The organism is Tsukamurella sp. USMM236, from assembly GCF_037148755.1.
Lineage (GTDB): Bacteria > Actinomycetota > Actinomycetes > Mycobacteriales > Mycobacteriaceae > Tsukamurella.
The window spans coordinates 247,998-269,750 of sequence record NZ_JBBCSS010000005.1 but is presented as its reverse complement, the minus strand read 5'-3'; the positions used below and the strand labels follow the sequence as shown (position 1 = coordinate 269,750).

The window sequence follows — 21,753 nt, the reverse complement described above, 5'->3', positions numbered from 1 at the left end:
TAGCCATCCCGTGATCAACTGCTCTGCGTACCAGTAGTTCTCGTTCACGCTCCGCGGCCCGGACGAGCGTGGCTGCCGCCCGAAGCGCCGGCCCCCAAATCTCTCCGGCTGGCGCGGGCTCCAAGCCGAGGTCGGCAAACAACTCGCCTGGTTCGGTGGTCGCTGCCTCGGCGGCAGTGCGCGCCTCATCCAGCGCCCGGCCGAGTGCCTCAAAGTTCGTCACTAGGCAAGGGTAGCGCACGCTACCGCCCGCGAGTGGTAGTGGCAGCTACCCAATTGGGTTGCGAACGCTACCGACACTGGTAGTGTGGATCTCAGTGGGGCGTGGTGCTTCGCGGCGAATTTGAAGGAGAGAACGCAATGGCTGAACTCACGAGCATGGTGATGCCGACACCCGCTGACCAGGTGTTTGGCGTGGGCACGGGCGGTACTGCGAGAGAGAAGGCGGCGTATGTCGACGGGAAGCGCCAAGACGTAGCTGCGACCTGGCTTGACGGGTCTGCGGTGCATCGGCTGACTGGCATAGCCATCTCGGTCGCGGGCCAGGGGCTCGACGGTGCGGTCGTTGAGACGACGACACCGCTCGAAAATGTCGCGGCTGGAACGGTTTTCCGTGCTGAAGGGCATGTGGAGATCCGTGTGCGCGCCGACGGACGTCCGGGGTTCAACGGAGGTGGGCCGCGCGGCGTGCTGACAGTGACGGTCTTCATTCAACGGCTGGTGCCGGTCGGCGCGATCGATGAGCTCCTGGTTGCGATGGGTGATGCTGCGGCGAAGGCGAAGCGGTGAACACCGATAGGCTGGTGAGGCTCGCGAGTGCGATGCCTCGTCGGGTATGGATGGGGATCCTCGGCGGGGTGCTCGGCCTCGTTCTCTTGCTCGCTACAGCGGGCAGATGTAGCGGTCCGGGCACCCCACAAGCCGACCCTGAGCCACCGATCAAAGTGTTCGGGAATGAACTTCAAGTTGCCACCTGCGGGCTCAGCGACGAATCTCGGACGAATCCGCAGACGTGGGCCGTCGTCGGTCCTGAGTTGGTGGAGACGAGAACGTGCCTGGCGGTTGGTGTTGGAGACCTCGATCGGGCGATTGATGCCGCGATGCCACAGGTCGCGGCTGACCGCGAAGGCAAGCTGGTGAATGCGGACGGGCGATGGCGGGTCTGCGCTATCCCGAAGTACGCATCAAAGAAGGTCTCGCTTCGCGAGATTCACTGCCCGGGGGTTTCGTGATGCGGGCCGGCGCGGGCAGGGGCCGTCCGACGACTATCGATCATGCCCGGGAAGAGACCGCTTTCGAACGTACGGTGCGGACGTACCCGGTCGCGATTCTCTTCGGCGGCTGTGCGTTGCTGGTGACTGCGTACGCATGGGCGCTCGGATATCGGACGGTCCTGGCGGCGGGACTGGTGGCGTTGGTCGCGGCGCTGCTGCTGAGTGCGATGTTGGACCCGGTGCTGGTGATCTGGCTGCGGTGGCGGTCGGTACTCGGCGACGCGGATTTGGTCGCTAACGCGACTGGGATACCGGACGTGCATGCGGTATGGCCGACGACAGACGGCGTGAAGGTGCGCTTTTCAGGCTTGGCGGTCGCGCCGAGCGACGTGTTTGCCGCAGAGGAGGCGATTGCCGCAGGGTTCGGGTACTCGGCGGCAGTGATCGAGGAGCGGCGTGGCCTCGTCCGGACTACGCGCCGCCGGTACGTGATGACGCTGACCCGGAAGGATGGGTTGGTTGAGGCGTTCGACCTCGGTGACGAGATGCGAAACCGATTCACCATCAACGGATCACGGATCGTCATGGGACGCGACAAGTCGATGGGCTGGGTGGAGTGGGACCCTCTCGGCACTCCGGGACACGTGGCCGTGGCCGGCGCTACCCGCAGCGGTAAGTCGGTGTTGACGTACGGCATGTTGGCGCAGCTCGCGCCGATGCGGGACGTGGTAGTCGTCGGCGTTGACCCGACCGGAATCCTTGCGAAACCGTGGGGCGCAGATTGGTGGGCATCGGGAACGGCGGACATGACAAGGGCCGCTGATCTTCTCGAAAGGGAAGTGGCGGAGATGGATTCTCGGAATGGTGAGCTGGCGAACCTTGGAGTTGACAAGATTGGTTCGGTGTCGCCCGAGGTGCCATTGAGAGTGATTGTCTTCGAGGAGTTTGCAGGGATTGTCAAGGCAGCCGAGATGCAGGACCGAAAGGTGCGGCAGCGGATCGAACTGGCTCTTGCCCGGCTCGTCGCTGAAGGCGCGAAAGCGGCTATCCGTGTGATCTTGTTGACCCAGCGTGCTAGTGCGAAAGTCGTTGATACAGACGCGCGATCGAACTTCGCTGTTCGCATAACACTGCGGGTAGAAGACGGTGAGTCCGTGCGGATGCTACATCCGGATCTCGATCAATCCTGGGTGGATGCAGTGAAGAAATACACAAACGGAGTTGGAATCGTGGACATCCCGGGCTTCCCGACGCGCAAATTCAGGGCGGTGTATATCGGGCCTAGAGAGTATGAAAAGTACTTGGTGGCTGTGGGTGTCGGGCGCGACTTAGCGTTTGCGCGAGGTGGAGTTCTCGATCGGTACAAATCGGAACAGGGGGGAGTAGGGGCATGACTTACAGGAATATTCAAGACCTTGTGGACGACGGGTTGGCGTGCTGCGAGTGCCGGCGGCATTTCGTTCCTGGCGACGTGTCGCGGCCGGTATTTGGTCTGCGTTTCGGGTGGTTCGCGTGCAGCACCTGCTCGCCGGGCTCTGGTCTCAACGCGGAGCAACCGCAGAGTCCCGCACCCCGTAACTGGCCGGATTGTGCGGTAACCGGTGCGCGGAAAGGGTCGCGGAGCGACCGCGAAGCGGCTGAAAGCCCTTGTAGGGCAGTGGTTACCGTGAAACAATCGGCCATTGGGGTGGGGGGCGTACGTGCGACGACGGCGCAGCTCGACCACCTCGCTGCTGGTGGTGCACGATGAAACCGACACTGCTCAATGAATCAGGAGCGGCAGACTACCTCGGCGTCGGCGTGCATCGGGTTCGGTCCTGGCGCACTCGAAGGACGGGACCTGCGTATCTGAAGATCGGCCAGGCCGTGCGGTATGACACCCGCGATCTTGATGCGTGGCTGACGGAGCAACGTGTCGAGCCGGAACCCCCGATGCGTGGCGGGCGGGTGCGGCAGGGACGAGTTCGGAGGTGATCGAGAAGCGCGGCGACGGGTACCGGGTGCGGCTCTATCACCGTGGCCGGCATCTGGCGTCGCGGACGTTCCGGAGGAAGCGCGATGCGGAAGTCTGGGAGCGTCAGCAGAAGGATCGGCTCGCACTCGGGACGTGGGTCGCTCAGGATGATCTGGACGCCACTGTGAATGAGTGGGCTGAGCTGTTCGACTGGACGTCGGGGCAGCCGGGGACGCAGGCGAAGCGCCGCGGAATTTGGGACAAGTGGGTGGAGCCGCGATGGGGCCGGCTTCCCGCGAATCAGGTCGCACCATCAGACGTGGGAGTGTGGATCTCCGGAATCGTCGCGAAGAGGTCGCCGTCGACTGCGCGTCAGGCTCTCGGCGTTCTTCGACAGGTGCTCGCGATCCCGGTCTCGGACGGCGTTCTGTCCCGCAACCCCGCTGAGGGAGTGAAGGTGCCTCGTACGCCGCGCACGGAGCCAGCACCGCTCACTCACGACCAGCTGTGGCGGCTGGCAGGTGCGATGGCCGGGGAGCGCGACCGACTGATGATTCTGGTCGCAGGCTATGGCGGCCTCCGGTGGGGCGAACTTTCGGCCCTGCGGGTATCTGACCTGCGGAATTCGGCGGTGCGGGTGTCGCGCGCCTACAGCGATGTTGGCGGAATACTGCATCTGGGCGACGTGAAGGATCATGAGGCCCGCACGGTCCCGCTTCCGCCATCTGTTGCTCGACGACTTGCGAAGCTCGCGGCACAGTACGCTGATTGCAGCGAACAACTGCTCTTTCCCGCGAACAATGGCAACACACCGCTTCGAAACAAGAACTGGCGACGCGACAAGCTGACCCCCGCCGCTGAGACGATCGGCCGCACGGTCACCCCGCATGAACTGCGCGATACCGCCGCAAGTCTCGCGATCGACGCCGGCGCTTCCGTCGTCGCGGTCGCACGTCTCCTCGGCCACGAAGACGCCACCACGACGCTCCGCCACTATGCCGGCCTGTTTCCGTCAGACCTCACCGACATTGCGAAGCGGCTCGAAACCAAGGGCCGGACAGCGCGGCAACGCTATGAACTGCGAACCGGTGACACCCCAAGCGTCACCCGTACGCCCCCCAATGGGGAGCAATTGACCATCGACGACCCGCAGAAAACGTTCTGACCTGGTGGGGCAGGTGGGGCTCGAACCCACGACCAGCGGATTATGAGTCCGCGGCTCTAACCGACTGAGCTACTGCCCCCGAGCCGGTCGTCCTGATCATACGAAGCGTCTCGTCGATTACAGGCCCTGACCAGCGCGGATACAGTAGCACTGCGCGGCTTCGTCGTCTGCATCGGCCCGAGCGCGCGGGGGTTGCGGGCGCAGCGAGTCATACGCCATCGGTGTTACGACTGTTGCAATTGTGGTTCAATGCTCTTCGATGGGCGGATGTGACTGAAGTGACTCAGTGACTTCCGACGATGCTTCAAGACAGCGAGCACCCCGAGGAGTCCGCCATGGCCAGGAGAAACTGGTCCTTCCGCATCACGATCGCCGCGCTCGTCGCGGCCCTGACCGCGACGTGCCTGGCCGCGACGGCGAGCGCGGACACCACCGTCGGCCCCTCGGGCATGACCGTGACCCCGTCCGGCGCCGGCGGCCAGGTCTCCGACTGGCGTGCCGGCACCGTCATGAAGATCTGGAGCAGCGGCGGCGTCTCGATCCCCGTCGTCACGGCGAACGCCGGCGGGAAGTTGGAGGTCCGCGCGCGCGGGGAGATCTGTCGCGGTGCGCCCGTGATGGAGGTCAAACGCGCGGGCGTCACCCTTGCCACGCTCACTCTCGCGTCCGGGTGGAACACCTACTCCGTCGGGCTCGGTGCCCAGACGGGCTCGAGTCCCGTGACCCTGGAGTTCACCAACGACTACCGGTGGTGGTTCTGCGATCGGAACCTGTACATCGCGAGCGTCGCGGTTCGCGACGGTGCGGTGACCCCGACTCCCACGCCCACCCCGACACCGACGACCACGGTGCCCACGACGACGGTGCCGACGACAACCGTCCCGACGACGACGGTGCCCACCACGACGGTCCCGACGACGACGGTGCCGACGACGACCGTCCCGACGACGACGGCGCCAACCACGACGGTCCCGACGACGACGGTGCCGACGACGACCGTCCCGCCGACCGGCTGCCCGGTCAACCAGTTCCAGGCGCGGTACTTCAACAACACCTCGGCGACCGGGACCCCGGTCGCGGTGCAGTGCGAGAACGCCCCCGGTGGCTCCTTCACCGGCCAGCCCCTCGCCGGCGTCAACGCCGACAACTTCTCCGTCGACTACAACGGCGTCCTCACCTTCCCGCAGACCACCACCTACATCGTGTCGGCGACGCTCGGCAACGTCGGCGCACGCGTCTGGCTCGACGACGCACTCGTCATCGACAGGGCGACTCCGCAATGGGGTACGACCAACGTCCCGCGCACGGTGTCCGCGGGACAGCACCGAGTGCGCGCGACCTACCTCAACACCTCGGGGATCGCGCACTTCGGCGCCTCGTTCTCCCGGGCGACGCCGAGCGCGCCGTCGAACAACGGCAACTACTTCGCGGCCGATTCCTTCTGGAACCAGCCCGTGCCGCCCAACGCCACCGTCGATCCGCGGAGCCCCGGGTGGGTCGCCGCGGTGAACGCGAGTAGCAACGGCATCTCGGTGAACAGCCGGGACTGGACGACCACGGTCTACAACGCTCCGCCCGGAACGCCGACCACCGACATTCACGTGAGCAATTCCAATCGCCGACTCACGATTCCGTATCTGTCGTCGTATCGGCCCACCACGGACGGGGATGCGCACCTCGCGGTGATCGACGACGCCACCGGCTGCCTCTACGAGTTCCAGACCTTCAATCAGTGGAGCCGGACGGCCAACGCGTCGGCGACCTACCGGGTGTACACGGGATCCGGCGGTCACACCGCGGGGCCGAGTCACGCGGGCGGCGATCTGTCCTATCTCGCGGGGATGATCACGCCGCAGGACGTGCAGGCCGGCGTCATCGACCACGCACTGCGGTACGCATTGCCGGGCGGCTCTCCCACTTTCGTCTACCCGGGCACGCGGTCCGACGGCTCCGTGCTGGGCGGCGTGCCGCAGGGGACGCGCCTCCAGCTCGACCCGAGCCTCGATCTCACCCGGTTCGGGCTGACGCCCTTCCAGCTCATGGTCGCCCGCGCCCTACAGGTGTACGGCGGTTTCAACGCCGATCACGGGGACGTTTTCGCGTTGTACGCGCGCAGCACCCTCGACGGCACGACGTACGCCCAGGCACCCCAGGGGCTGCCGGACGCGCTGATCCAGCACATCCGGTTCCTCACGCCCACGATCTCGTCGCCCGACGTCTACCTCGACCGCGCCGACGACCCGGGCTGCAACCAGCAACGCTGACCGGGCCCGCCGATCGGCGCGTCGTGCGCCAATTCCTCCCGCCGCGTGAGAACGACGCCTAACGTGTGGCTCAGGTCACTCGAATCGAACGAGGGGGTCGGAGTGCTCGATCACTACGACGTGCGCAGCGGTGAGTTCAGTCTGGGTATCCGTCCGCCCGCGGGCCGGCGAGCAGGCCTGGGGGTGTGGCGCGTGATCAAGGCGGTGCTCAATTCCGCCGCCGAGCTCGACGTCTACGTCTGCGCCGCGCGACACGGAGCGCACGGCGAGCGCTGGGCACCGTCGTAGCACCGGGGCCGCACGGCTAGTCTCGGTCGCATGGCCGACGACGCACGCCAGCTGCCCGACGACGACGGTGCCGCGGCCGACGCGGGTAGGGGGCGGAAGCTGCTGGCCAGGGGTGCGGAGGCCGCGCACCGCGCGAATCGCAGCGCGGCGATGACGGGCCTCGTGCGGGCCGCGCGGGAGAATCTGCCCGGCGGGCCCAAGAAGGACCTGTTCCAGCCCGATGCGGAGTCGACGGAGCGACTGGCGAGTCTGGTCGATCGCATCGTCGGCGACGAGCCGACGGTGACGCGCGAGCTCGGCAACCTGGCGACCGCGACGTGGCAGGCGATGATCAGCCGCCGCGACCGCGACTACCTGCCGCCGAAGCCCATCACGATCCTGTTCACCGACCTCGTGGCGTTCTCGACCTGGGCATTGGATCGCACGGACGACGAGATCGTGCGGCTGCTGCACGCCGTCAACCGGACGACCGCGGAGATCGTCGGGCGGCACGGCGGCGTCGTGGTCAAGACCATGGGCGACGGTGCCCTGGTCGCCTTCGACGGCGAGACCGCGATCGAGGCGGCGTACGAGGCGATCGAGGCCGTCGGGGCCATCGAGGTGGCCGAGGGCTACCGGCCGACACTGCGCGCGGGCCTGCACACCGGCACCCCGCGGCGGGTCAAGGGCGATCTCATCGGCGTCGACGTGAACATCGCGGCACGCGTCGCGGAGGCGGCGAACGGGGGCGAGGTGCTGGCCTCGGAGACCGTCTTCACCATCGCCGATAAGGCCCGCTACCAGGTGCGACCGCGCCGATTCAAGGCCAAGGGCGCGCCCCAGAAGCTACAGGTCTTCTCTGTGCGCCCGCTGTACTGAACCTCCGGGATTTCCCTGAACTTCCCGAAATACCGGAGCCGGGCTGTAACGAACCGTGGCAAGGTCCCTATAGAGCGTGTGACTTGAGTCCTAGAGTCCAGCGGCGGCCTTCGTGCCCCGTCTCCATTTCCAAGGATGGGAACCAGATGAATACGAAGAAGATCGGAGCCGCGTCGTTCGCCGTCGTGGCCGCCGCCGGCCTCCTCGCCGGATGTGGCAAGTCGACCGAGGGCGACAGCCCCGTCGCCTTCTCGCCCGTGACGGGCGACCAGTTCACCGCGAACCCGGGCGCCTTCCAGACCGACGGCGTCGCCGTGCCGCCCAAGGAAGTGACGATGGTGGGTAACACCGTCGCCGCGCAGGCCGTGGCGAACTCCGGCCTGCCGCAGGGCACGATCACGTCGACCGCGAACAACACCACCGTGTACTACCCGCCGGCCCCGTCGATCCCCGGCCTGCGCGTCGCGCCCCAGCCGGCGCCCCCCGCGCCCATGGTGCGCCCGGCGAACTACAAGCCGTGGAACTACACCCCGGCGGAGATCGCCGTCTACCAGCAGATCTGTGAGACGGGCTCCTGGAAGCAGACCGCGTCCGGCCCGGGTGGCACCGTCAGCACCGAGGTGCAGACCCAGACCTGCTACACCCTCTACGGCCGCCAGCTCGGCGTGAAGCCGTGGCACCCGAGCCAGCCGCGTCCGTGGCAGCGCCCGGATTACCCGAAGCCGTGGTTCTCGGCCGACTTCAAGGTCGACGTGCCGGTCTTCTGGGTCTACCCCCAGAACTGGACCCAGCCGCGCCCGCAGCCGATCATCTCGGTGTCGATCAGCCTGAACCTGGGCAACAACCCGTACCGCCGCGTCAACCCGGCGTGGGATCAGCCGTACTACCCCGTGTGGGCGGTCACCCCCGGTCGCGTGATCGACGTGCGTGACCAGGCTCGCGTCGTGGCGCCGATCTACACCACCACGACCACCACGTCGACGACCACCACGACCACCACCACGACGGCGCCCGTCTTCCCGGGCACGGTTCTCGCCCCGCTGCCGACCTCGGCGACGGTGGTTCCCGTGACCGCGGTGCCCGGTGCGAAGGTGACCGGCAACGTGAACCTCGACGCGAACGTGACCGTTCCGACCGCCGCCGCGCTCAAGGGCGCGACGATCCAGGCCGGTACCACCGCCTCGCTGAACGCGGCCGTGGGCACCTCGGTCGAGGCGACCGTCGCGAAGCCCAGCTCCGACAACGGCAATCGCGTCGCGGTCGACGGCAACGCCGGCGCGACCGTCTCCGGCGGTGCGGGTGCGGGTGCGACCGTGACCGGCGGCGCCGGTGCGGGTAACGGCACCGTCACCGGCGGTGCGGGTGCCGGTGCGGGCGCCACGGTGCCCGGCGGTGCCGGTGCGACGGTGTCCGGCGGTGCGGGTGCGACCGTGACCGGCGGTGCCGGTGCGGCCACCACGACCACCACCAAGCCGGCCGAGCGCCCGGCGACCCCGACGCAGACGCAGACGCAGCAGCCCACGCAGACGCAGACGCAGACCCAGGAGCCGACGCAGACGCAGACGCAGCAGCCGACGCAGGCTCAGCCGACGACCACCACCCCGGCCGCGACCCCGCAGGCCGCGACCCGGACGCAGACCCAGGCGCCGACGGCCACCAAGCCGGCGACCGCTCCCACCTGCACCCCGGCTCAGGTCGAGGCGGGTACCTGCACCACCGGTAACTGATCGCCGACGCCCTCGGGGAGACCTCCGGCAGGCCCTCTGACCTGCCGATTGGTCTCCCCGAGCGCGTATGCGCTAGAGTCTCTTCTCGGTCAAAGTTCAATCCCCCATAGCTCAATTGGCAGAGCATTCGACTGTTAATCGAAGGGTTACTGGTTCGAGTCCAGTTGGGGGAGCAGAGAAGCCCGCAGGTCACTGCGGGCTTTTTGCTATCCAAGGTGTGCCGAGTGTCAAAACACGTGCCAGAAGAGATGCCCCGCCCCTCGTCGACCTGTCAGTCGGGCGCGGGATCATCAGTTCATGAAGCGCAACTACATCGGCGCCGCGCCCGAGCAAGCTATCCAGTGTCTGCTCTGCCGGAGCGCCACCAGATTGAGTAAGGCGCACATACCCCCACAGTGCGCGGGCAACCGCCAGGCGGCCGTTAAACGAATGCGCCCATACATTCAGGACGAGGTCATGCGGCAAAGCAGTCCCAAGGACGGGGGGATGTGGTTGCGGACGATATGCCAGGACTGCAACAACCTCGCGAGTAAATACGACCCGGCATACGGAGACCTCGCACGCCGGATAGACGTCGCGAATCGGCTCGCCGGTCGAGTGGTCCTGCCCTACGGTGGCGATGGAACAGTTCCCGCGATCAGCGTGGCACCCGGTCGTGTTGCCCGGTCAGTTCTGCACGGAATGGTCGCCCTCGCTCCGTCCATGAGCTTGATGCACGACGACTTCCTGGCATCGCTCATCCTTGACGACGACTCACTCAGGCTCCCCGAAGGGCTCCGGTTGAGCGTGGCGCGGGTCGACACCTGCGCGTGCAGGATTTCAAGTGCTTACTCGATGATGAGGGTGGTTGGAGCTCGACAGATGTACGACGTGCTGGCCGAGGTGTGCTTCTACCCGTTTCTGTGGATCTTGCATTCGACGCGATCGTCGCACGTCAGCCTGGGACCGCACCTTGCCGATGCGGAGGGCTGGGGTGATGCGACGGAGTGGATTCGCTACAGCCGTTCCGCTTACCGTGCTGACATGCGTGACGTCCTGAGCAGACTTCCGATGACCACTCACCCGACTGAACGTGACCGCGACGAATGGGTCGAAATGCTCAATCAGGAGCACTCCTACCTTCTGGAGGGGGCTATCGACCCATCCAAGCTGCGATTCACGAACCGATAGCCGGATCGCGTCGAACGGGCTGAGGTGTGCGGTGGGGATGCCGAAGCGGCGGCGTACGTGCGCAACGCGGTCGCGCAATACTCGCTCTGTCGGCGGAACCAACCCTGGTCCGCCAGGTCCGCCGTCCGTAGGGCGATGTCGGTGGGCAGGTCGCCGCGTGTCCTCGGCGGCGGAACTCCACTTCGACGATGCCCGTGCCGGTGGCGAGGTCCAGCACTGTGCCTCCCTGTGGGAGGAGTGGGCTGATCGCCTCCGCAGCGGCGGAGGCTCGGGGAGCGCCGCCGCGGGTGGCGTCGTAATCGGCTGCGTGCCGGTCGTAGGTGGACACAGCGCGACGATAGCCGCGCGGCCGCTCAAGCGGAGGTTCGCGCGCCCAGCGCCTCGCAGGCGGCCGCGGCACCCAGGGCGGCCAGCAGGACCACGTCGACGTGCTGTACCCGCCTCAGCTGCGCGCTGGGGCCCTCGGCGGCGCCCGCCAGGGCGAGGAAGGAACCGACGGACGCGGTCCCGGCGGCGATCGCGGGCCAGCGGAAGCGTTGGTCCGCGGCGCCGGCGAGGAGGGCGGTGCCCAGGATCCCGAAGAAGGTCGCGCGGTGCCGCAGCAGGAGTTCGGTGTCGGGGTCCGGCACCGTCACGCCGTAGGCGCGTTCGATGCGATCGCGGGAGAGGACGGCGGCGGCGGGCAGCAGGTGCGCGACGCCCACGGCGGCGAGGAGCGCGCCGGCGATACGGTGCGTGGTCACGGGTGGAACCTCCGGTGGTCGGGGAGTGATGCTCCTAGCATCGGTGAGGTGACCACCAGCGCGCTTCCGGAAACGTGCGCAGTCCCGGGCGTGCTGTGGGTCTCGCCCGCGACCGCGCTGTACCTGGGGCCGTCGCTGGGGCTCGCGGCCCACTCGACGTCCGTGCACTGCCTCGTCGTCGGGGTCGACGGTCCGCTCGACGTGCAGGTGGGTTCCCACACGGTGTCGGCCCGCAGCATCCTGGTGCCGCCGCGGGCCGTGCACCGCGTGGTCGCCGAGCCCGGCACCCGGATCCTGTTCTGCTACAACGACGCCACCGCGGTGCGCGCGCGGGACCTGGCGGCTCGGATGACGGAGCCCGGGGAGTTCGCGACGGGCCACCGGGCCGAGGCCGAGTTGCTGCGGTTGTGCGAGGAGCGCGATCCCTCGGGCGCGGCGCTGGTCGCGGCGGCCTTCGGCGCGGGAGCGCCGCCGGAGCCCAGGGTGCGGCGTTCCGTCGAGCGGGTGCGGGCGGACCCGGCCGGCTGCTCCGCGACGGCGCTGGCGCAGGCCGAGCACCTGTCGACGCCGTACTTCCTCCGGGTGTTCGGCAGGGAGACCGGCACGAGTTTCCGGCGGTACCGACTGTGGGTGCGGATGCTGCGGGCCGCCGAGTCGATCGCCGCGGGCGCCGATCTGACGAGGGCCGCCGCCGATGCGGGCTTCGCCTCGCCGTCGCATTTCAGCGACGCCTTCCTCGCGATGTTCGGGCTCAGCGCCACGGCCCTGCTCGGCACCGGATCGCGCCTGGTCGTCGGTGCCGCACCCGGCGATTGGTCGTAAAATCGATTGGGGTGACGGGGCCGCCGGCGCGATACTGGGGTGCATGGCGACGCAGTACGACCGGATCAGCGATCGGCTCCAGCGGTTCATCGAGGGGCAGCGGATGTTCTTCGTGGGCACCGCGGCGCCCGACGGGCGGGTCAACGTGTCCCCGAAGGGACTCGACTCCCTGCGCGTGCTCGGCCCGAACCGCGTGGCGTGGCTCAACGGCACCGGGAGCGGCAATGAGACCGCGGCGCACCTGCTGCGGAACCCGCGGATCACCGTGATGTTCTGCGCCTTCGAGGGCAAGCCGCTCATCCTGCGCCTGTACGGCACGGCGCGGGCCGTCCACGACGGTGACGCGGACTGGGATGAGCTGATCGCGCTGTTCCCGCCGATGCGCGGCGCCCGCAACGTCTTCGACGTGACCGTCGATCTGGTGCAGACGTCGTGCGGTTTCGGCGTGCCGCTCTACGAGTACGACGGGCAGCGCGCGCTCATGGACTCGTGGGCCGAGAACAAGGGCGACGAGGGCATCGAGCGGTATCACCGCGAGCGCAACACCCACAGCATCGACGGTTTCCCGACGGGAATCCCCGTGCGGTAGAACGATCACCGGCCCGGAGGGGCGGCCGGGCCGGTGATCGAGTCCGCGGGTTACGCGGCCTTGTCCGCGCCGGCGTCCCCGGCGCCCGTGGTCCCGTCGTCCGTGGTCGTCGTGGTGTCGGTGGTCGACGGTGCGGTCGCTGTCTCCGTCTCTGCGGCGGCCGGTTCGGGAGCCGTCACGGGATCCGCTGCGGGAGGCTCGGTTGCGGGATCTTCTGCCGACGGTGCCGGGTCGGGTGCAGCGGGCGCGGGCGCCGGGTCGCTCGCCGGGGTCTGAGTGATCGGCGTCGACTTGCCGTCGTCACCCTTGTCCTTGTCGCCCTGGAGTCGTGCCAGCAGGTCGGGCAACGCCTCGCCGCCCTTGTCGAGGCTGTGGTCGCCGCCGGTCTCGGGCACGGTGACCTTCGACGTGGTGTCGGAGACCGCCTCCTGCCCGGTCGCGGCGAAGGTCGTCGACCGCGCGCTCGCATTCGAGTCCGCGGCGGACTGCGCCGGGGCGCCGGGCAGATTCGCGGACTGCTCGGACAGGGTCTTCGAGAAGTCCAGGAGCGACGACGCCGAACCGTTGATGAACGGGCCGTACTGGCTGGTGGCGAAGTCCGACAGCGGCTTGAGCGTGACCGCGGAGATCGCCTGGTAGACCGGGCCGAACGCCGTCATCACCGGCGTGATGAACGCGTCGATCCCGAGGAGCTGCGTCAGGGAGCTGACGCCGAGCGGCGACGTGACGCCGGTGATGATCTGGCTCAGCGGATCGGTCGGTAGGAGTCCCTCAGGAATGAGGCCGGCGCTCGAGTTCGGACCGGTCTGGCTGCCGACCTGGAGCAGGTTGTCCGAGAACAGCTTGACGCCGAACAGCGACGGCGACGTGAGTCCCGCACCCTCGACGCCGAAGTTGAAGCCGCCCAGGCCGTAGAGGATCGGCAGCGGCACGCCCAGCGGGTTCTGCAGCAGAAGCAGGTTCTGGCCGTTGTTGACATTGATCCCGTTGGTGCCGACGTAGTTGCCCGTCGTCACGTTGATGTTGGTGAAACCGACCGGCAGGATCGTGTTGACGTTCGTCATCGTGAGGCCGATGGGGGAGTAGACGCCGTTCTGCGTGGGCAGCAGCACGTTCGCGCCGAGCACGCCGGCCTTCGCGAGGCCGAGCGGCAGCTCCACGCCGGCCGCGCCGATCGGCACCGACACCACAGTCTCGGAGCCGCCGAGCCACCCGGGGATCTTCAGCGCCGCGGTGGGAGCAGCACCCCAGAAGCCCGCCTTCGCGCCCAGCGGGAAGGTGTAGGTGCCGTCGGCCTGCGGCAGCCAGACGGTCCCCGAGGGGAGGCTGCCCTCGGGGAGGATCTCCAGCGGCCCTAGCGGAATATCGGGCAGGCCGGGAATAGGGTTGGGGAGGATGAACTTCTTGATCGCCAGCCCACTCGGGGTCTGGACGAAGGTGTTGAGGACGTTGGTCGTCCCGCTCAGCTGCAGGAGCTTCCACGCGTACGAGCTGGTGTACTTGCTTTGCGTGGCGGTGAGGCCGTCGACGATCTCGCTGAGCGCGGGGAGATCGCTGATGTACTGGCCGATGACCGGGAGGCCGAGCGCACCGTCGAGCACCGTCGCGGCGCCGTTCAGGAGCGCGCCGCCCGGCATCGACGTGGGCAGGATCTTCGACAGGTCGAGCTGCGTGCCACCGGGGAGCACGACGTTGGGCACCACGCCGGGGACTCCGGTGGGCAGGTTCAGGCCTGCGATGTTGCGGAGGACGGCCGGGAGGCTCGAGATCTTGGTGACATCGACCTTGTTGTACGACGAGCCGAAGGTCGGCAGGATGCCGCCGGTCTGGCCCGCGATCGGGTTCCACACGGAGCCGGCGCTGTTGGTGACGTTGTTCGAGGCGTTGAGGAAGTTGTCCAGCGCGTGCGAGTAGTCGCTGATCGCCTTGCTGTAGTCGGGCGCGGCCGCCTGCGCCGGGGCGCTCATCAGGCCGACGGCCGCAGTAGCGCCGACGGCGGTCGCGGCGACGGCGGTGCGCTTGGCGGCCAGCTTCGAGGCCTTGCGATGCTTCGCACTCATGGTGGGAGGTTCCTCTCGGACGAAATGCAGATGCCGCAATCGCGCATCCACGGTGAGAATAAGAGTGTTGAAGCCTGAAAGAACTTCCTTTGCGCTACAGCAAATATCCGGAGTTCTGCGTCACCGATTCGACGCTCTGCTATTGACCGAATCTAAGGTCCTCGACGGCGTCGCGATAGGGTCTGGGGGAACGATCGAAGGGATTCGGATGAGCCTCGCGGAACTGTCGGAATGGCCGGTCGGCACGGCCGCCGGTGCGCTCCTGCGCACGGATGGGGCGGGCACCGTCGAGACCCATGGGGGCCTGGATCGGCAATACGAATTGGCTTCCGTCACCAAACTTCTCGTGGCCTACGGCGTCCTTGTCGCGATCGAGGAGGAGGCGATCGACCTCCGGCAGCCGGCCGGACCGGAGGGCAGCACCGTCGAGCATCTCCTGGCGCACGCGTCGGGCGTCGCGTTCGATTCCCCCGACGTCGTGGCTCCGCCGGCAACGCAGCGCATCTACAGCTCGTACGGATACGAGCTCCTGGCCGATCTGATCGAAAAGGAAGCCGGAATCGCATTTCCCGAGTACCTCGGCGAGGCCGTCTTCGAGCCGCTGGGGATGGTGAATTCGGAGCTGGCGGGGCCGGCCGGGCACGGCGCTCGGTCCACGGTGTCCGATCTGGCGCGGTTCGCCGCGGAGGTCGCCGCGCCCACGCTGCTCGACCCGGGCACCGTCGACCGTGCGCGCGGCGTCCACTTCCCGGGCCTGCCGGGCTTCGTGCCCGGCTACGGGAAGTTCGCGAACAACACCTGGGGGCTCGGCTTCGAGGTGAAGGGCGACAAGCGGGCGCACTGGACGGGTACGCGGAACTCGCCGCGGACCGTCGGACACTTCGGACAGGCGGGGACGTTCCTGTGGATCGACCCCGATCTGCAGCTCGCGGCGGTCGTCCTCACCGACCGGCCCTTCGGCGCCTGGGCCAAGCCGCTGTGGTCCGAGTTCAACGATCGGCTGATTTCTCAGGAACTTCAAGGCGAGTAACTGGCGCAACACGCGCATCATGGTGCACAATGGCTTCATAACTACATCGATGTGATAAAGCGCAGCTGGTAGCCGGCACGTTTCGACAGGTGGCTTGGGGAAGACGTCCTCGTCGAAACGAAGAAGGTGGCAACCATGCAGCAGCTGAGTCAGTTTGCAGAGGTGACGACGGGAGTCGTGTGGATCCACGCCGCACCTGCTGCATTGTGCCCGCACGTGGAGTGGGCACTGTCGAGGACCCTCGACGCCCGGGCCACCCTCAAGTGGTCCGCGCAGGAGGCCGTCCCCGGTATGCAGCGTGCCGTCGTCGACTGGGTGGGCCCGGTCGGCAGCGGTGCGCGGATGGCGAACACCCTGAGGGAGTGGAACTCCCTCAGGTTCGAGGTCACCGAGGACCCCTCCGAGGGGGTCGACGGTGAGCGGTTCTGCTACGCCCCGGGTCTGGGGCTGTGGCGCGGCACCATGAGCGCGTCCGGCGACACCCTGCTGGGCGAGGCGCAGCTGCGCTCGATGATGCTCGACCAGGGTCCCGAGGGCCTGCAGACGTCCCTCGACTCGCTCCTGGGCACCGCCTGGGACGAGGCCCTCGAGCCCTTCCGCATGGGCGGCCAGGGCGCTGAGGTCACCTGGCTGTCCCAGGCCGTCGGCTGAGACCTGCCTGAAACCCGGCCCTGGCGGGCGAGCGCGGCGCTGGGCGACGGCGCCCCGCCGGGACCGGGACACGGGTGAGGATTCCCCTGCGATTCCTCGAGCGCGAAAAGTTGTCGGCCCGATCTGCCACCATCGGGACATGGCACTCTCCACGTCTGAGAAGCAGGAATTCCTCGCACAACCCCACGTCGCGGCGTTCTCCGTCGCCGAACCCGGTCGCGGGCCGCTCACCGTGCCCGTCTGGTACGCCTACGAGCCGGGCGGAAAGCCCTGGATCACCATCGGTCCCGGGTCCCGCAAGGCGACGGCGCTCGCTGCGGCCGGCCGGTTCTCGCTGATGGTCGACACGGTCGAGCCGCGCACGATGTACGTGAGCGTCGAGGGAGCGGTCGCCGAATCGCGGCCGTCGACCGACGAGGAGGTCCGGGCGATGGCGGCCCGCTACCTCTCCGGCCCCGCGCTCGACGGCTACCTCGAGTTCGCCTTCGGCCAGCTGGGGGAGCACCTCACCGTGGTCCTCGAGCCCGAGCACTGGCTCGGCGCCGACCTCACGATGTGATCGCCCGACGGTGCCGGGGCCGCCGGCACCGTCGGTGCGTTCAGTACTTGACCCAGCGCGCCGTCGTGGGCGCGCTGCTGCAGGTGACCCGCACCCAGTACCACTTCCCGGTGGGCTGGGCGCCGGGCACGATCACCTCGCGAACCGCCTTGCCCGGCAGGGGGAACGGGATGTTGACGGTGTCGAAGTTCCAGCCGGACGGACGCGAGTGGTAGGTGCACCACCCGGCGTCGCCGTACGTCTGATTCCGGACGATCACCCGGGCGCCGGCCCACGTGGCGACGGGATTGCTGAACGTCACGGTCGTCCAGGCGTTGGCGACGCCGGAGCCGACGACGCCGGCGGCGGGAACGAGTGCGAGGGCGGCGGCCGTGGCGGCCAGACGCTTGGCGGAGGTGTTCATGGGCTTGTCCTTCTGATTCGGGGAGTGCTTGCCGGATCAGAATGGCGGTGCCCCAGGCGCGTTGACACGCGTAGCGGACTACTCGACCTGCAGGGACGGTGCCCTGCGGACTACTCGATCGGCACCGTCGGGACATGCGAAACCGGCCGCCGAGGAGATCCTCGACGACCGGCTTCTGGAGAGAAGTTTCAGTACTTGCCGAACGCCAGCGCCACGTTGTGGCCGCCGAATCCGAAGGAGTTGTTCAGCGCGTAGGAGATGTCGCCCGTGCGGGCGGAACCGTGGACCACGTCCAGCTCGATCTCCGGATCCTGGTTCTCCAGGTTCAGGGTGGGCGGGATGATCCCGTCGCGGATCGAGAGTACGGTCAGTGCGGCTTCGAGAGCACCCACGGCGCCGATGGAGTGGCCCAGCGCGCCCTTGGGCGCGTAGATCGCGGCGTCCGTGCCGACGACGGCGTTGATGGCCTTCGCCTCCGCGGCGTCACCGATCGGCGTTGCCGTGGCATGCGCGTTGATGAAGTCGATGTCGGAGCGGGACAGGCCCGCGGTCTCCATCGCCCTCTTCATCGCGCGGGCGGCGCCGCCGCCCTCCACGTCGGGGGAGACCATGTGATAGCCGTCGGAGGTGATGCCGGCGCCGAGCAGCCGCGCGATCGGCTTCGCGCCGCGCGCCAGGGCGTGCTCCTCGGTCTCGATGATCATGAGGGCCTGTGCCTCGCCGAAGACGAAGCCGTCGCGGTCCTTGTCGAACGGACGCGAAGCGGCCTGCGGGTCGTCGTTGCGGGTCGACAGTGCGCGCATCATCGCGAAGGAGGCGATGGGCGGCGAGTCGATCCGGCCCTCCACGCCACCGCAGACCGCGATGTCGGCATCGCCGAGCACGATCTGGCGCCAGGCGTGCGCGATGGCCTCGTTGCCCGTCGAACAGGCCGAGACCGGCGCGATGGCACCCGCGCGGGCACCGATCTCCAATGCCGAGACGGCGCACGCGCCGTTCGGCATGGACATCTGCACGGCGAACGGCGAGACCTTGCGGACACCGTGATCGCGCAGCGCGTCCACGGCCTCCACCATCGTCTCGCCGCCGCCGAGCCCGGTGCCGACGACCGCCGCGAGGCGCGTCGGGTCGACATCCGGGCGTCCGGCGCGGTCCCACAGCCGCTTGGTCATCACGTGGGAGACCTGCTCGACGTAGGACATGCGCCGCTTCGACACATGCTGCTTGCTGATGTCCCCGGCGTACTGGCGGTCGGGCCGCTCGGGTACGTCGTCCGACGGGTCCGACAGCAGCTGGCCGCCGAACCGCACCGGCAGATCGGGGATCTGTACGCCGATGAAATCTCCCTCGAGCGGACGGATGCCGCTCTTACCCTCGAGCAGACCCTGCCAAGTGGAGTCGGTATCGACGCCGATCGACGTGGTCAGCTCGATGGCGGTGACGACGACACTCGGGAAGTCGCCACCGCGCGTCGAGAAATTCCTCAGCGAAGGCAAGGGCTTACTTGCCCTTCTCGGCCTCGTACTTGCCCTTGAGCTCGGCAGCGAGATCAGCGTTCTCGGCCTCGAGCTTCTGGATGTACGCGACGGCGTCGCCGACGGTCTTCAGGCCCGCGAGGTCCTCGTCCGGCACCTTGACGCCGTACTTGTCCTCGAGCTGCACGGCGATCTCGACCATCGACAGCGAGTCGATGTCCAGGTCGTCGATGAACGCCTTGTCCAGGGTGACCTCGGAGGGCTCGATGCCGGTGACCTCTTCGATGATCTCGGCGATGGCGGCGACGATTTCGTCCTGGCTGGTGGCCACAGTGGGTCCCTTTCCTTGTGTGACCCGACCCGCGATTTCGCGGAGACGGGAGTCTATCCGTGCGACGACGGGCGTCGCGGGGTTCGACGGTGCCGGGCGGCCCGTCGGGTGGTCTTCTCGCTACTGCGCGGGGGCGAGCAGCTCGGTGAGGTCGGCCGGGGTCTTGACGGCGACCTGCGGCACACCCTTGAGCTCGCGCTTGGCGATGCCCACGAGGGCCCCGGCCGGGGGCAGCTCCACGACCATCGAGACCTCGGCCTCGCGCATGGTGGCGGTGCACAGGTCCCAGCGGACCGGGCGGGTGACCTGCGCGACGATCTGCGCCAGGGCGGCCTCGCCGGACGTGACGGGCTTGCCGTCGCGGTTCGAGAGCAGCGTCAGCTGCGGGTCGCGCGGGGTGATGGCCTGCGCGGCGGCGGCGACGGCCTCCTGTGCGGGGGCCATGAACTCGGTGTGGAAGGCGCCGGCCACGGCGAGCGGGCGCAGGCGCGCCTTCTCGGGGGCGTTGTCGGCGAGCTTCTGCAGGTTCTCGACGGTGCCCGCGGCCACGATCTGCCCGGAGGCGTTCATGTTGGCGGGGATCAGGTCGAAGGACTCGAGCGTGGCGAGCACGTCCGCCTCGTCGCCGCCGAGGACGGCGGTCATCGAGGTGGGGACCAGGGCGCACGCGGCGGCCATGGCGCGGCCGCGGATGGCGGCCAGGCGCACGGCGTCGTCGGCCGTGATGACACCGGCGACGGCGGCGGCGGCGAGCTCACCGACGGAGTGGCCGGCGACGACCGTGTCCGAGGGCTGCGTGCCCATCTGCTCGAAGGCGAGCAGTGCGGCGGCGACCACGAGGGGCTGAGTCACGGCGGTGTCCGTGATCTCGTCGGCCTCGGCGATGGTGCCGAGGCGGACCAGGTCGAGATCGGCGATCTCGGACCAAGCGCGCAGGCGCTCCACGGCAGAAGGCTGATCGAGCCATGCGGTCAGCATGCCGGGCTTCTGGGAACCCTGTCCGGGTGCGAGCAGTGCAATCACGTGTACCAGGAAACACCCCGGGAACCTGAAAAGAAGGTGTTGGAGCCTGAGAACCTGGCTCATCGAATTTGTGGGGTTTCCACAAAAGTGCTGCTCAGCGAGTCCTGCCTGTTACCAGAGTGTTATGTGTGACTGGATTAGCTCAGCGAGATGTCTGTGATCCGCGTCATAGCGGCGGGGGTGAAGCGGTCAGGATTCGCTGCCGCGAGACGTCCGATCGTCGCTGCCACACGCAACACGAAGGCGTCGCGCGGGTCCTGCGGGTCCCGCCCGGTGATCTCGGCGATCTTCTTCAGGCGGTACCGCACCGTGTTGGGGTGGACGAACAGCTCGCGGGCGCACGATTCGACTGCGCCGCCGGAGTCCAGATAGGCGTCCAGCGTGTCCGACAGGGCCGAACCCGCCTCTTCGAGGGGCTTCACCAGGAGTTCGTAGAGGGTGCGGCCGGCGTGCGTGTCGCCGATCAGCGCGCGCTCGGGCAGGAGCTCCCAGCTGTGCACCGGACGCGGCGCGCCGGGCCAGCCGGCGACGGCGTTGACGCCCGCGATGGCCTCGACCGCCGAGGCGTGGGCGTCCTCCAGCGTCGGCGTGGTGTGCCCGATCACCACGGGACCGTCGGCGAAGTGGAGCATGAGGGCGTCCGCGAAGGGGTCCCCTGTCGTGACGGCACCGCTGACGATGACCACCAATTTGGTGCCTTGTACAACGGCGAGCGCCGACCGGCCGTGCGATCGGGCGGTGTCGTGGACCGATCCCGCGACGGAGACGTTCTGGTCCGGCGGGGGATTGCCGACGATGACGGTCGCGGATGCGACAGGGTCCCAGTTCAGCGCGGCGGCGCGGGAGAGCAGGTTGGCGCCGGTGTCGCCGCGGACCACCGCGTCGACCACCAGCGCCTCCATCCGCGAGTCCCACGCGCCCCGGGCCTCGGCGGCCGAGGCGTAGATCGACGCGGCGCCGAAGCCGATCTCCCGGCCGTACCGCAGGACGGCCTCGGTGAGCGCGATGAGCTGGTCCTCGTTGCGGGCCAGCAGCGGCAGCCAGCGCTCGAAGAACTCCATGGCCACGCGGACCATCTCCACGGTCTGCAGGAGCGAGACCTTGCGGGCCAGGTCCTGCGGCACCGTCTGGAAGGAGGCGACCGTGTACTCGACGTTGCTCGGGTTCTCGATCCACTCGGCGAAGTTGACCACCGCCGTCTGCACGACCAGCTGGATCGACGCCCGCTGACTGGCCTCCAGGTCCGCGAAGTACGGGAGCTGCTCCTCCATGGAGCGCACCGCCTCCGTCGCGACGCGGCCCGAGTACTGGCGAATCCTGGCGAGGATCGCTTCGGGCAGCACGTCGCGAGGCTCGGGGCGCTTCCGGTTGAAGCTCCCCTTCCCCGGCTTCCCGGGGAGGGGGAACGAGCCCGTATCAGCGGTCAT

At 68.2% G+C, this 21,753-nt stretch carries 21 protein-coding genes and 2 tRNA genes; 15 read left to right on the top strand and 8 right to left on the bottom strand.

What is annotated here, in order from left to right; translation table 11 throughout:
• Positions 1–360 precede the first annotated feature (360 nt).
• From WFK95_RS18110 to WFK95_RS18100, 4 genes are all read left to right on the top strand, one after another.
• A complete protein-coding gene (locus WFK95_RS18110) occupies positions 361–789 on the top strand; it encodes a hypothetical protein (protein ID WP_336671473.1) in 429 nt (142 codons plus the stop codon).
• A 364-nt stretch (positions 790–1,153) separates the two neighbouring features.
• Positions 1,154–2,608, top strand: a complete 1,455-nt coding sequence (locus WFK95_RS18105) for an FtsK/SpoIIIE domain-containing protein (RefSeq protein WP_336671472.1) — start codon at positions 1,154–1,156, stop codon at positions 2,606–2,608.
• Positions 2,609–2,960: 352 nt separating this feature from the next.
• Positions 2,961–3,188, top strand: coding sequence for a helix-turn-helix domain-containing protein (locus WFK95_RS24775; RefSeq protein ID WP_443081574.1), 228 nt, complete (start codon positions 2,961–2,963; stop codon positions 3,186–3,188).
• Entirely contained in the window at positions 3,185–4,333 is a 1,149-nt protein-coding gene (locus WFK95_RS18100; RefSeq protein ID WP_336671471.1) for a tyrosine-type recombinase/integrase, read from the top strand. Before WFK95_RS24775 ends, WFK95_RS18100 begins: the two co-directional genes overlap by 4 nt.
• Before the next feature lie 2 nt (positions 4,334–4,335).
• Here WFK95_RS18100 and WFK95_RS18095 read toward each other — a convergent pair.
• A tRNA-Ile gene (locus WFK95_RS18095) sits at positions 4,336–4,412 on the bottom strand.
• A gap of 256 nt (positions 4,413–4,668) precedes the next feature.
• Between WFK95_RS18095 and WFK95_RS18090 the strand changes: the two genes are divergently transcribed.
• From WFK95_RS18090 to WFK95_RS18065, 6 genes are all read left to right on the top strand, one after another.
• The gene (locus WFK95_RS18090) at positions 4,669–6,597 is read left to right on the top strand and encodes a carbohydrate-binding domain-containing protein (protein WP_336671470.1); all 1,929 of its coding nucleotides are present in this window, start codon (positions 4,669–4,671) and stop codon (positions 6,595–6,597) included.
• Positions 6,598–6,699: 102 nt separating this feature from the next.
• Positions 6,700–6,885: a hypothetical protein gene (locus WFK95_RS18085; protein WP_224647665.1), complete on the top strand. Its 186-nt coding sequence runs from the start codon at positions 6,700–6,702 to the stop codon at positions 6,883–6,885.
• Between the two features lie 30 nt (positions 6,886–6,915).
• The gene (locus WFK95_RS18080; RefSeq protein WP_336671469.1) at positions 6,916–7,743 is read left to right on the top strand and encodes an adenylate/guanylate cyclase domain-containing protein; all 828 of its coding nucleotides are present in this window, start codon (positions 6,916–6,918) and stop codon (positions 7,741–7,743) included.
• 146 nt (positions 7,744–7,889) lie between these two features.
• Positions 7,890–9,470 (top strand): hypothetical protein, encoded by a 1,581-nt coding sequence (locus tag WFK95_RS18075; RefSeq protein WP_336671468.1) that lies wholly within the window; start codon positions 7,890–7,892, stop codon positions 9,468–9,470.
• Between the two features lie 100 nt (positions 9,471–9,570).
• Positions 9,571–9,643 (top strand) — tRNA-Asn (locus WFK95_RS18070).
• A gap of 124 nt (positions 9,644–9,767) precedes the next feature.
• On the top strand, positions 9,768–10,640 hold the full coding sequence (locus WFK95_RS18065) for a hypothetical protein (RefSeq protein WP_336671467.1): 873 nt from the start codon (positions 9,768–9,770) through the stop codon (positions 10,638–10,640).
• 353 nt (positions 10,641–10,993) lie between these two features.
• Here the strand turns inward: WFK95_RS18065 and WFK95_RS18060 are convergent, their stop codons facing one another.
• Positions 10,994–11,383, bottom strand: coding sequence for a hypothetical protein (locus tag WFK95_RS18060; protein ID WP_336671466.1), 390 nt, complete (start codon positions 11,381–11,383; stop codon positions 10,994–10,996).
• A 48-nt stretch (positions 11,384–11,431) separates the two neighbouring features.
• Between WFK95_RS18060 and WFK95_RS18055 the strand changes: the two genes are divergently transcribed.
• Both WFK95_RS18055 and WFK95_RS18050 read left to right on the top strand, forming a co-directional pair.
• Positions 11,432–12,205, top strand: coding sequence for an AraC family transcriptional regulator (locus WFK95_RS18055; RefSeq protein WP_336671465.1), 774 nt, complete (start codon positions 11,432–11,434; stop codon positions 12,203–12,205).
• Between the two features lie 43 nt (positions 12,206–12,248).
• A complete protein-coding gene (locus WFK95_RS18050; protein WP_336671464.1) occupies positions 12,249–12,794 on the top strand; it encodes a pyridoxamine 5'-phosphate oxidase family protein in 546 nt (181 codons plus the stop codon).
• A gap of 50 nt (positions 12,795–12,844) precedes the next feature.
• On the opposite strand, the gene WFK95_RS18045 is transcribed toward WFK95_RS18050, so the two are convergent.
• Positions 12,845–14,854 carry a hypothetical protein gene (locus WFK95_RS18045; protein WP_336671463.1) on the bottom strand — a complete coding sequence of 670 codons (2,010 nt, stop codon included), beginning with the start codon at positions 14,852–14,854 and terminating at the stop codon, positions 12,845–12,847.
• Between the two features lie 208 nt (positions 14,855–15,062).
• On the opposite strand from WFK95_RS18045, the gene WFK95_RS18040 reads away from it, so the two are divergent.
• From WFK95_RS18040 to WFK95_RS18030, 3 genes are all read left to right on the top strand, one after another.
• Entirely contained in the window at positions 15,063–15,884 is an 822-nt protein-coding gene (locus WFK95_RS18040; RefSeq protein WP_336671462.1) for a serine hydrolase domain-containing protein, read from the top strand.
• 135 nt (positions 15,885–16,019) lie between these two features.
• Positions 16,020–16,535 carry a DUF3145 domain-containing protein gene (locus WFK95_RS18035; RefSeq protein WP_068521214.1) on the top strand — a complete coding sequence of 172 codons (516 nt, stop codon included), beginning with the start codon at positions 16,020–16,022 and terminating at the stop codon, positions 16,533–16,535.
• Between the two features lie 139 nt (positions 16,536–16,674).
• Positions 16,675–17,094: a pyridoxamine 5'-phosphate oxidase family protein gene (locus tag WFK95_RS18030; RefSeq protein WP_336671461.1), complete on the top strand. Its 420-nt coding sequence runs from the start codon at positions 16,675–16,677 to the stop codon at positions 17,092–17,094.
• A gap of 40 nt (positions 17,095–17,134) precedes the next feature.
• Here WFK95_RS18030 and WFK95_RS18025 read toward each other — a convergent pair whose 3' ends face one another.
• The 5 genes from WFK95_RS18025 to WFK95_RS18005 all read right to left on the bottom strand — a co-directional run bounded on the left by WFK95_RS18025 (position 17,135) and on the right by WFK95_RS18005 (position 21,753).
• Positions 17,135–17,497, bottom strand: a complete 363-nt coding sequence (locus tag WFK95_RS18025; RefSeq protein ID WP_224647671.1) for a hypothetical protein — start codon at positions 17,495–17,497, stop codon at positions 17,135–17,137.
• Positions 17,498–17,685: 188 nt separating this feature from the next.
• Positions 17,686–18,993: a KasA/KasB family beta-ketoacyl-ACP synthase gene (locus WFK95_RS18020; RefSeq protein ID WP_443081573.1), complete on the bottom strand. Its 1,308-nt coding sequence runs from the start codon at positions 18,991–18,993 to the stop codon at positions 17,686–17,688.
• Between the two features lie 4 nt (positions 18,994–18,997).
• Positions 18,998–19,303: a meromycolate extension acyl carrier protein AcpM gene (gene acpM / locus WFK95_RS18015; RefSeq protein ID WP_068530048.1), complete on the bottom strand. Its 306-nt coding sequence runs from the start codon at positions 19,301–19,303 to the stop codon at positions 18,998–19,000.
• Between the two features lie 120 nt (positions 19,304–19,423).
• Entirely contained in the window at positions 19,424–20,326 is a 903-nt protein-coding gene (locus WFK95_RS18010) for an ACP S-malonyltransferase (protein ID WP_336671460.1), read from the bottom strand.
• Positions 20,327–20,463: 137 nt separating this feature from the next.
• Positions 20,464–21,753 (bottom strand): PucR family transcriptional regulator, encoded by a 1,290-nt coding sequence (locus WFK95_RS18005; protein WP_336671459.1) that lies wholly within the window; start codon positions 21,751–21,753, stop codon positions 20,464–20,466.